The sequence below is a fragment of the Paracoccaceae bacterium genome, from assembly GCA_033344815.1.
In the GTDB taxonomy this organism is placed as follows: domain Bacteria; phylum Pseudomonadota; class Alphaproteobacteria; order Rhodobacterales; family Rhodobacteraceae; genus Roseobacter.
The window spans coordinates 377,597-388,403 of the sequence record JAWPMR010000001.1; the positions used below are offsets into that span (position 1 = coordinate 377,597).

Here is a 10,807-nt window from a genome sequence, read left to right on the forward strand (position 1 = left end):
TCCGGTTCTCCGGCGACCGTTTGAAAGGCTGCAGCAATGGACGTTATTTGCGAGAGGAAATTCACGGTGGCTAACGGCGCAATTGCCTTGACCTTGCCTAGGGTCGGCGAGATTTCGAAAACGGCGGTTCCGGCGGTATTGGCATCGCTGGTTGCAACCGCAGGGTATTGTTGCAGCTTTCACAACTATCTACCTGAGAAAACTGCAATCAATTGGATCATCGAGAGCGACCGACTTGTCCTGGCGCGAAATTCGCGGGAGGACGAGTTCGTTTATCAACCTGTGACAACACTTCGCGGTCAAAAACAGACCGCGCAGATCTCAGATGTGACTGGACCAGGCCTGCGCGGCTGGTACGCCGAAGGGTCTCAAAAAGACGCGCTGCTCGCCTTTGATGAAGAAGAGCAAGCGTGGCGGTTTGCCGGCTACTTTTCGCCCGAATATGAAACCCTGGTCCAAAAGGTTCTGGGCAAAGCCGCCGCTTGGGAAAGTAAGTATACCGCTGATCGCTTAGCACTTTTTGGGGAATACCTGGGGCACTCAGACGAGAAACTCAGAAACCTTGCGCTGCGCGACATCGATCAGGCGCCGTATTCACTATTGCGAACCGTGGACTTTCATATTCCGGCACAAGACCTTTTGGCGGGGCTTTGGACTCTGGAGGGGTACCCCGACCAACCCATCAGCGTTTTGCTTTTGGGGTTTACGGATGATGCCGCGGTCCGCCGCGAACTCTACAACTACGTTGATCGCGTTTCAGACACCGGCGTTGGTAACAATATTGGGGCATTTGCAACGGCGCTGGTCGAGATCGACGGCATCCGAGGCCTCAAACGGCTCGAAAACAAGCTGTTTTCAAATTCAACCTTGCCCTTGAACAGGCTGGAGCAAGTCATAGAGGCGCTGGCCATTCATGGTGACGTCGGACGGCCAGAGCTTCAGGATGAAATCAACAACACAATTGCAAGACTTGTTGCCAAGCGCCATGATGCCGCAGCAGTTGTTGCCCGGCAATTTGGCGGTCGCAAAGACTGGTCGCAAACAGCTGCGCTGGAGTTTTTCCTTCAGCAAGGGGTACTCCAAAACACACAGGACTTACTTGCAGTCGCAATCTACGTCGCTCAGGGCAGAGAAGCTTTGAGAGGCGCATCTGACAGTAACTTTGCCAGAATGAAACAGAACCCCTGATCCGAAGCTTTGGTGCTGTCTAGGTGCAATAGTAGAGAATACTTGATTGCGCTTCAGGCGAAAGAGTCCAGCCTAACCGCCCCCTATGATGACGTGTTTCAAGGCAGTAGGTCATCGACACAGTTGATCTTTTGCTCTGGAATGCGAGCGAGGGTATTTACTTTGAGTGCCGGCACTCTTGTTGCAGTTTCAATCGCAGTGTTCTGAATCCGTCGCACGGCTCGGCTACTTTTTCCGTTTGAAGGTGGCGAAACTGGCGTCCACCTGGATGTGATGTCCTGGCAATTGCATCAGATCAAGCCTGGCACAAAAAGACACCTAGAAACTTTGACCAACGCTACACTAATCTGCCTGCTTGATGTTCGGAAGCACCCAACTGTTGTCATACCAACCGTCTGTTGGCCAGTAGGTTCGGAACCACACCATAAACCCTTCGTCCCGATTGGTTTCGATCCAGTTTCGATCTGAGACCCCTGCCGGTTGTTGGGGCGCAAAATGCAAGATTGCTGAGCCGTTCTCTTGCATGAACAAATCCTCCGCACAGGAACTGACGCCCCACTGGAAAGAGGCGTCGCGGACCATCGACCGATACCGGGCATCGTAGACAGTGATGGACCAGAAATCCTTGGCAGGTGGATTGGCTGGGATCGTCAGCGTGTAGTGATTTGTCCCATCAAGCCACAGGCCAGCGTCATCTTTTGTTGAAAAGATGTATTGCGAGCTGGCACCTGCAGGCGGGCGCGTCATGGCGACAGAATTGAATGTAGCAAAGAAAGACCACAGCCGATGCTGCGAACTGGCGTATGTGCCGCTGCTTCGCCCGGTGAAATCCTCATCGACAAAGTTGTTTGCCCACTGCCAATTGCTCCGACCGGGCCATTTTTCAGCGTCTTTGTCGCGGTTATTGTACCCCAAGGTTCGTACGTTACGGTCACCGATAGTAGCTGCTTCGGTCAACAGACCCTCGGCCACGGTTTCGTCGAAAAACCCCAAATCATAGAGATCGCTGTAGGTCTGCATATGCATGGGATTTGAAGATGGCCCGTTGAGCTCAAAATACTGCCGGATCATCGCGAACACATCAGCTTCATCATACAGCATGTCCATGAAGTGATCGCCCAGCTTTCCCGAAGTATTATAGAAGGTATTCGCGGGCGGGTTATCAGCATCTGCGAGCGAATATGTCCGGATGCCGGCCTGCACCTCGCGGACCGTTGCAGCGGTATCTCCGTTTTCGACAAACCCCCGTAACAGCCACAGGATGGTATTGGCGGGCGACGCAAAGTGGTAAAACCCGTCGGGAATGACCCCTTCGAAACCGGGGCCAGTGAACAGGTATTTTCCACCATCGCCTTTGTCCGGACCGAAGGCCCCGATATCCTTGATGGTCCACCATCCCGGTGCATTGGCCATGCCTAGCATGCCCTTGGGGACTTCGAGCACAACCGCGCCGCCTTGCTCGCCCAGATTGACTGGATGGACCGCGTATATCGTCTCAGAGTTGGCTGTCAGAACGCGCTGTCGGCTATCAACCGAGGTCTCCATAATCCCGATATTTGTGGGCGATGATCCTTCTTCCACGTAAGCGTTGTAGACCGACAGAAATCCGACTTCCGGATGCATACTGCTATGCGTGCGGATGAGCGTTTGCAGGTCCATTTCCCTGTAGATTTCAGTTGGGTCCAACGGTGGGTAGTATTCCGGATCCGCAAAACTGGCAGAGCCGGTAAAAACCAGTGCGACGCAGAGAGCTTTCAACTTGAACACGGCATGGGCCTTTCGGATCAGTTCTGGCGGGTAAGAGTCAAGTTCAACAGCGTCGCAGGGATCGGCTCTGTCCGATTGTAGAAACGCGATGTGATTGAAAACCCGTTGTCGTTCTTGTCGGCGCGGTTTTCATTGGCCCCGCAGGCCGCTTCCGATCCGAAACGCAGGGTAATCGTTCCGTCATCATTAGGCACCGTATTCTGATTGTTCAAAGTACTGTTGTTGGAGGCGATATACCCGTCCAAACCATAAACCTGATACGACCAGAAACCTGACCGGTCATAGTCAATGGGTGGCTGAGCGATTGTCACTACGGCGCAGTCACTGCCGAACTCTGTCATATCCGCAGTAGTGCCATAGCTAGCATACCGTTCCAGTTGCCCACCCCAGCCGATGGCAGAATAGAAATTGTGAATGAATGGTTCGGTTTTACCGCGTTCGTTATAGCCTTTCTCCGTCCCCTGGGCGACGGTCTCTTCGAGGTAGGGCACGAAACTTGCCTGCATCTCGCGTACCGCATCAATGTCCCATTCCCGCATAGACCATGTTTTCGGGCTGTCGTCGTTTCCTGTTCGGACCTTGTTCTGCAATTCGACGGCTTTTGCATCGCCCGCCGCTGTCTGGTCCGTTTGCGTGCGCAGCAGAATGTAGACGAAATCAGTTACCGCTTGATCCTGTGAGATCTAAATGTCCCGTTCTTTATCCACAAACGCCTGATAGGTGCCGATGTCGCCAGTTTCATCAAAGCCCACTTCGCGCACGATGAAGGTGTCATTGTCTATGGCAAGCGCAGACATGTAGAGATCGCTTGCAGCAGGCAGAGTTACGGTCAGACCATTTGTTACGTCGAACACACCCCAAGAATAGAGAGTATCGCGGTTTTCGCGGATGATATTTTGGTTTTCAACGCTTGAAACCTGCCGCATATGCACAAAGCTATTGTTGCCGCCGCGGTCGAGAACTTCCTGAAAGTAGATGTCCGCCATCGCAGTTGAAAAGTTTTCTTCGGTTGGCTGCATCCCCTCAGAGAATACTGGCTGTGCCGCAATCGCAAAAACGGCAGTGAGTAATGCTTTTTTCATTTTTCTTTCCTGCAGCACGGTCGCTCACTTCGGGCAGAGCAACCGGCATCGAGTGGCAAACAGGCCAGTGGTGAACGCCAGCTACTTTGGGAAAAGAAGCGTCACCTGAATGCACGCTCCCCATCCTTCCGGACCAGTATCAGGCCCATCGACCCCGGATCTTAGACCGCCGCCTATGCTGACGCTTTGCTTGCCCAATTGTACGACCTTGCTTGAATTGGCAATAACGGCCACGGACCGTTGCTCTAACTACCATTTGTAGATCGAGTCGGTGGTAAGTGTGAAGGACCATGGAAACAGTTTTGCTGCGCGTTGTATGAATGTCCGCATTTCTCTTAGCAAATCGGCTCAAGCTCTATTCCGTAGTAGCAAAATCGGCGCTGCAGGCGCGCGCAGCAAGATACCAACAGGTCCGGTGAGGACTCTTCCGAAACATTCTCCACCTATCTCACCAATGGCCGATCTGGGAAACTACGCCGTTCGCTGCATCACGCATGAACTTGTAAGATGCAGGACTTTCCCGACATTGATGTTTGGACATTTTGCTTATGCAGCATTCGATTGCTTTCGCGACATGTGATGTTCTGGATCGTAGCAGTTTTCGTCAAACCAGTCATTCACAGAAGTGGTTTAGGTCAGGACCTACAGCAAACTTTCGTTGCATTCCGTTAAGACAAACACGTGGGGGGCAAAGCCTCACTTAAAATTGAGCGGATTAAATTGCGCTTTGTGTAGTGAATGACGAAAAAAATGGTGGAAAAACTGCGGTACCGAAAGCTCTGGGTTTAGTGACACTTCATTGCGGTTTCTTACAAATACCTGCAGATAGGTATGCGGTGAACCCGACGTGTTCCACCCGTTTCGGAGGTCTTTGTGCTGAATAAGTTGGTATGCCTTTTGTTGGTGTGTGGCCTTGCTGCCTGCGCCCCGGCCAATTCGGTCACGACAACCATTGGCCTTATGGAGCCACCGGTTTTGTATCAAGGCGGGGACATTAATCCGTTTCCGGCGAATTTACCTGCCGACCGGCAGATTCCCTATGCGACTCAACGGGTGCCTGCCATTGTTGGCGATGCGCTCACCTATACGGATGAACCTGAGACCATCCTGCGTGTTGGTCACGTGGACGTCGCGATTTCAGGGATAGATGGGTCGTTGCAGATCTCTGACAGCCTTCTCCCCGCTCAGGATCGCATGCCTGCTCTTTTTGTTGATGTCCGTTCAATTGACGAAGCCGGACCCTTGGTTGCATCGCGCCACCCTGCCGCTAACCCCGCCCTGTTTGCACCGGATGCGGTGTCTGCCGATCGCGCGTTTGCTGCGCGGATCAACAAACAACTCGCGGCGACCAGAGGGGGGGATTTGGTCATCTATGTCCATGGTGTCAGGTCGGATTTCTCTAACCCTGTTTTGGCGGCAGCAGAGTTGCAGCATTTTGCGGGATACCGGAATGTGTTTTCCGCCTATGCATGGCCTGCAGAATCCAGCCTGATCAGCTATTTGCAAGACACCGAAGAGGCGACGGGAAGTGCCTTCTTGTTTCGGCGTTACATCCGTTTTCTGGCGGCAGAAACCAATGCAAGACGAATACATATCGTGGCGCATTCAGCTGGCACACGGCTAGTGACGGAAGCCATTGGACAGTTCGGGCTGGAATACTCCCGCGCCAGTGACGCTCAGATCAAGCGCGACTTAAAGCTTGGCAAAGTCATTCTGATCGGAAGTGATGCCAGCCCTGACCGCTTCGGGAGTTATCTGATTGACGGTGCCGACCGAATTATTGACGAATTGACCATCTATACGTCTACGCGAGACCGTGCGCTGCGTTTGTCCGATGCCTTGTTTGGCTTGGGCGGCCGTCTGGGTCAAACCACGACAACAGCCTTGCCCGACTATGTCCAGACCTGGTTGGAAAGCATTGAAGACCTTAACATCATTGATGTGACCGATGCCGAGGCATCAAATGCCGCAAACGGTCATGGATATTTGCGGGGCAGCCCTTGGGTGAGCAGTGACATTGTGACGTCAATCAACTTTGATCTCACCCCGGCGGAGCGCGGTCTTGTGCGCGCACCGGTTGGTCCCGGTTGGGTGTTTCCGCCAGATTACCCGTCGAAATTGCGCAGTGCTGTGCGCCGCGCAGACCCCGGCCTTGTGCGGTGATTACGCATCACAGACCGACGAAAAAACGGATCGCCAAGGCATTCGCAAGGTCGACAAAAAAAGCTGACACCAGCGGCAGCACAATAAAGGCCAAGGGCGCGGCACCGTATCGCTTAGTGACAGAAGACATGTTCGCAATGGCGGTGGGGGTAGCACCCAGCGCAAAACCTGCGAAACCAGCGCTCAGTACAGCGGCCAGATAACCGCGACCAATGGCGCGAAAGACCACAAACAGAATAAACCCTACGGTCATGATGACCTGCATCACCAGCACGACAATCAGCGGCCCGCCCAGTTCCGCAAGCGTCCAAAGCTGCATACTCATCAATGACATGGCAAGGAAAACCGACAGTGCATAGTCAGAAACAACAGCGAGCGCTTTGCTGCCCGTAGGCCATATAAGGGACTTGAAGACGTAAGGCACCGTATTTGACATCACGATGCCCATGAGCAGGCAGGGTACAAACAGCGGCAACAACAGACCCATTTCGGAGATGGCCTGATGGGCGAACCAGCCCAGCAAAATCGCAACATGCGCGGCCAGAGTCGCGCGCATCAAGCTGACGTGATTAACGCTCTCGCCGGTTTCCTTGTCAAAGCTTAACCCGACAATTGGTGCCGCATCGCTTTCACCGGACAATTGATTGCGGTCAATCAACCATTTGGCGATTGGCCCGCCGATCAGGGCCGCCAGAACCAGCCCCAAAGTCGCTGTTGCAATGCCGACTTCGGCTGCGGCCTCAAAACCAGTGAGGGTTTCGATCTGCGGACCCCAGGCAATTGCCGTCCCGTGCCCGCCGATCAAAGAGGCAGAGCCCAGCAGCACCGATACTGGGCTGGGCAAGCCAAAGAGCTGCACGCCGATAAGGCCTACGATGTTTTGCAGGAGCATGAACCCGACGGTCAAAAGCAGCAAAATGAACAGCAAACGTCCGCCTTTGAACAGATCTGCGATGCGCGCATTCAGTCCGATGGTCGCAAAAAACAGAACCAGTAGGTAATCCCGCACGTCCATTTCAAAGGTGATCTCGCGCCCGGTCATCACAAACCAAACCCATGTCAAAACCGCCACAGCAATGCCACCAGAGACAGGTTCCGGGATATTATAGTTCTTCAGGAAAGCGACTTTGCGGGTGAGAAATGCCCCCAGAAAAAACACAATGAACCCGAGGGTTGCAGCAATAAAGGCAGGGACGACGATCGGGGAGGTCATAGATGTCCTTCGAACTTACTAGTCTTTGGGGTTGTCACTCTTGTCGTGACGTGGCGCAACCGGTTTGCGCAACAAAAGCCAGACCATCGCCCCGACAAACGCAAATGTTCCAAGGTTCAGTAGTGTGTCAAGCAGATCACCGATCAGCATGATGCGTCCCTTTCACATCTTCCTCGCGCAGCGCACGCAACATGCACACGCAGAGCAGGATCGATACAAAGACAAAAGGCAAGGCACCAAGGGCGATCAGCTTTTTGACAGCATCTATGGAGCCTGACAGGACCATCGCCCCGCCAAGTACGCCCAGCAATACACCCCAGACCAACCGGACCTTTGGTTTGGGATTGGGATCACCGCCCGATGAAAACGTGCCTAGCACAAAGGCCGCGCTGACCACGCTTGTCACGATAAACAGAAAGGCAGCGATGATCGTGGCGAGGGTTGTAAGCGTGGTCCAAGGCAGCCGTTCGAGCAGGCCAAAAGTCACGCGTTCTACATTGCTGGTGGTCAATGCCAGTAGATCGCCGGTCCCGAGCAGAGCATCGTAAAAACCAATGCCGCCGAAGGTGCCGAACCATATGATCGAAAAAAGGGTCGGCCCGATCAACACGCCTAGCACAAACTCACGGATGGTCCGGCCGCGTGAGATGCGTGCGATAAACACGCCCACAAATGGCCCCCATGCGATCCACCATACCATATAAGTGAGTGTCCAATCCTGAAACCAGTTGATCAGGGACGCGTCAAAAAAGTTCAATGTTTGAAAGCCGCGTGGGATTGCCGTACTGACATATTCGCCAAAGCTGGTGACGATGGCGTTCATCAGATACTCGGTGGGACCGACAATGATGACAAAGGCAATGAGACCAATCGCAATCGACATCGCAAGGTTGCTGAGTTTGGACATACCCGCGCCCAGATCCACCAAGAGCGGGGGTAGATAGGCCGCGACCATGACGGCGAAGACCGCTGTAATGAGCCAGGGAGCCGCTTGGCTGCCGCCCATCAGCACATCAATGCCATCCGCCACCTGAAACACGCCCATGGCAATGGAGCCAGCGACACCGATTGCAATGGCCACAATGGCCATGAAATCAGAAAGCCAGCCGACGATGCGCGCCCACCTCTCATCGGGAAACAGGTTTTCAACAGGGGCGCTGACCAGCATCGGAGTACCGCGCCGGAACGCAAAATAGGCGATCACCAAAGCTGTCGCCCCGTAAATGGCCCACGCGTGAATGCCCCAGTGAAAATTCGTGGCCAACAAGGCTTGCTGGGCCGCGACTGGCGGATCCATAAACTCGGTTGCAAAATGAAAGTGCGTTAAGGGTTCGGCCACGGCCCAAAACAACAGACCAACCCCCATGCCAGCCGCGAACAGCATCGCAATCCATGAAGGCGTCGAAAACTCTGGTCGGTCATCATCTGCACCAAGGCGGATTTTGCCATAAGGGGACGCCGCAAGACCGATGCAGAAAAACAGCATTGCAGAAACCGCGATCATCACAAACCAACCACGACTGACAAAATACTGCTCAACAATGAGCGATGCACCCGCAACGATCCCTTTTGGATCAAGCACTCCCCAAATCGCGACAGCTGCAATAGTAACAATGGATGTAACAAGCAAGAGGGTCGTGCGGTTCATGGGTGTGCCCTTTCGAGTGCATGCAGAGGGAACAAAATACGATCTTGGATGTCCAGACTGTTTGATGTCAGCGCGTTGGTAAAACCTGAAAAATCCCACCAGTTGCGATCACAATCGCGCGCATCCACAAAAGCGATAAGTAACTGGCCATCGTGAAGGTCTTACAAACCAGGTTTTGCGGCGGGAACACCAACCCGTATGGCGTCGGAAAACCCGGGGTTTAGCCCAAACTGCTGCGCTTTCTGCGTGATTCTGCCCAGCTGTCTGAGGTCGTCAACGGAATAATCCGTGTTCAAAACGCCCTGCTCATAACCGAATTCAGGAAGGTATCCGTTCGCAATCAATCGCCAATCAAAAGGCGGACCACTTCCGATCGCGCTCAGCAATTTCATGACGACAGTTGTGCAATTCGTGGACACCGAATTGTACCATCGCGGTGTTTGGGCCAGGTCATTGGCGTCACGCACGTAGGCTTCAAGCAGCGCGCGCGCCACGTCGATTTCCGCGTTCAAGCGAAAGAGCTGCACATTTTCACCTCTGATATTTGTCCGCAGGCCGACCACGTCGCGCTCAGTTGCGGCCAGAATGACCAGCGTGTTCTCTTTGAAGAAATCGGCAACAGGTGAAAACCCACCACCTTTCTGCCGTCTGACCTCAACTGACCAAGCCAGCTGTTGTCCACCTTCAAAACCAAAGCTCAGGATGAAATGCGCGATCTGTGGACCCGCCCAATAGGACATGAAGAGATCAACTGTTTTTAGCTCTGCCATATCGTAACTTTCTTGCACCCAATTCTCGCGGTAGCTCCCATCTGCACGCCACCCGAAATCCCGAATGTCGGTCACGGTAAGGGTATCGCCTTCAACCACTCCGGTGCTCTGACGGGAAACCTCTGGCGACCAGTCTTGCGTTCTGGGTGGCTCCAAAAATGCCCACCATCCGATAAGGCCCAAAAACGCTATGGCGAAAATGACCGCTGCTTTGAAACGCCTTGCGTTGAATTGGGCGATAAACGCGCTGCTGCCTAAGCAAGCGGTCAAGCCACAAGCCATGTAGCGCAATGTATCTGAACCTGGCAGCCGAAACCAAAGCGCCAACGCTCCCCAAAACGTCAGGATCGCAATGCAGCAACACGCCAGAACAACCCAAATGCACAGAAATGGAAGCCGCATGGATAGTCCACCTCATTTTCAATCATTTCGATACAGGTCTGGGTATTTACAAATAGGCAAGTGGTCGATGCCTTAGACTGCTTAAGCGGATACTTTGCAAAACTGGTACCCTTCGTTCCGCGACCTGTAATTCCCGCGCCTGATCAATGCTCAGACGTGTGTGAAAGGCCGCTTCTCGCGCCGCGCCGCGGCATGTTGAATTTCGCTCATTACACATTTTTCGTGCCACATACTCGTGCGTCATGAAAAAACAATAACTGCTTTGGGCTCGAAGCCGCCTTGCGGCGTAGCGGCGTATAGAATTTGGCCGTGCAACCCCTTGCGCGGTCTACCAGATGACGCCAGCCAGCCCTAGCGGACCTTAGTCTTGGTCGCTCAGTGACCGGACCGCGGACGAAGCAGACCTTGCTTTTTGATCAGGCTCCGGGAGCGCTAAGCTCTTCGAGCTGTACCTTGTCGAGTTTGGTCGGTGCACCATTTTTGTCGAACGGCAACTTGAAATTAAACGATGTTGGTGACGTACCGTGGTTGTGTAGATGTTACAGACACCCGACGCCGTCCGACCAAGTGGGAT

9 protein-coding genes and 1 pseudogene are annotated in these 10,807 nt (G+C 53.6%); 2 read left to right on the top strand and 8 right to left on the bottom strand.

What is annotated here, in order from left to right; genetic code table 11:
- The first annotated feature begins 36 nt into the window (after positions 1-36).
- Positions 37-1,188 carry a hypothetical protein gene (locus R8G34_01825; GenBank protein ID MDW3221622.1) on the top strand — a complete coding sequence of 384 codons (1,152 nt, stop codon included), beginning with the start codon at positions 37-39 and terminating at the stop codon, positions 1,186-1,188.
- A 158-nt stretch (positions 1,189-1,346) separates the two neighbouring features.
- On the opposite strand, the pseudogene R8G34_01830 reads toward R8G34_01825, so the two are convergent.
- From R8G34_01830 to R8G34_01845, 4 genes and pseudogenes are all read right to left on the bottom strand, one after another.
- A pseudogene (locus tag R8G34_01830) lies at positions 1,347-1,476 on the bottom strand (IS481 family transposase).
- 54 nt (positions 1,477-1,530) lie between these two features.
- Positions 1,531-2,955, bottom strand: a complete 1,425-nt coding sequence (locus R8G34_01835; GenBank protein MDW3221623.1) for a DUF1214 domain-containing protein — start codon at positions 2,953-2,955, stop codon at positions 1,531-1,533.
- Between the two features lie 17 nt (positions 2,956-2,972).
- The gene (locus R8G34_01840) at positions 2,973-3,494 is read right to left on the bottom strand and encodes a DUF1214 domain-containing protein (GenBank protein MDW3221624.1); all 522 of its coding nucleotides are present in this window, start codon (positions 3,492-3,494) and stop codon (positions 2,973-2,975) included.
- Between the two features lie 144 nt (positions 3,495-3,638).
- Positions 3,639-4,037, bottom strand: coding sequence for a DUF1254 domain-containing protein (locus R8G34_01845; GenBank protein MDW3221625.1), 399 nt, complete (start codon positions 4,035-4,037; stop codon positions 3,639-3,641).
- Positions 4,038-4,910: 873 nt separating this feature from the next.
- Between R8G34_01845 and R8G34_01850 the strand changes: the two genes are divergently transcribed.
- Entirely contained in the window at positions 4,911-6,200 is a 1,290-nt protein-coding gene (locus R8G34_01850) for an alpha/beta hydrolase (GenBank protein ID MDW3221626.1), read from the top strand.
- A 7-nt stretch (positions 6,201-6,207) separates the two neighbouring features.
- On the opposite strand, the gene gltS is transcribed toward R8G34_01850, so the two are convergent.
- The 4 genes from gltS to R8G34_01870 all read right to left on the bottom strand — a co-directional run bounded on the left by gltS (position 6,208) and on the right by R8G34_01870 (position 10,233).
- Entirely contained in the window at positions 6,208-7,413 is a 1,206-nt protein-coding gene (gene gltS / locus R8G34_01855; GenBank protein MDW3221627.1) for a sodium/glutamate symporter, read from the bottom strand.
- Positions 7,414-7,431: 18 nt separating this feature from the next.
- Entirely contained in the window at positions 7,432-7,563 is a 132-nt protein-coding gene (locus R8G34_01860; protein ID MDW3221628.1) for a hypothetical protein, read from the bottom strand.
- A complete protein-coding gene (locus R8G34_01865) occupies positions 7,550-9,061 on the bottom strand; it encodes a BCCT family transporter (GenBank protein ID MDW3221629.1) in 1,512 nt (503 codons plus the stop codon). The genes R8G34_01860 and R8G34_01865 overlap by 14 nt, the downstream gene beginning before the upstream one ends.
- A gap of 161 nt (positions 9,062-9,222) precedes the next feature.
- Complete coding sequence (locus tag R8G34_01870) at positions 9,223-10,233, bottom strand: DUF4105 domain-containing protein (GenBank protein MDW3221630.1); 1,011 nt, start codon at positions 10,231-10,233, stop codon at positions 9,223-9,225.
- Positions 10,234-10,807 lie beyond the last annotated feature (574 nt).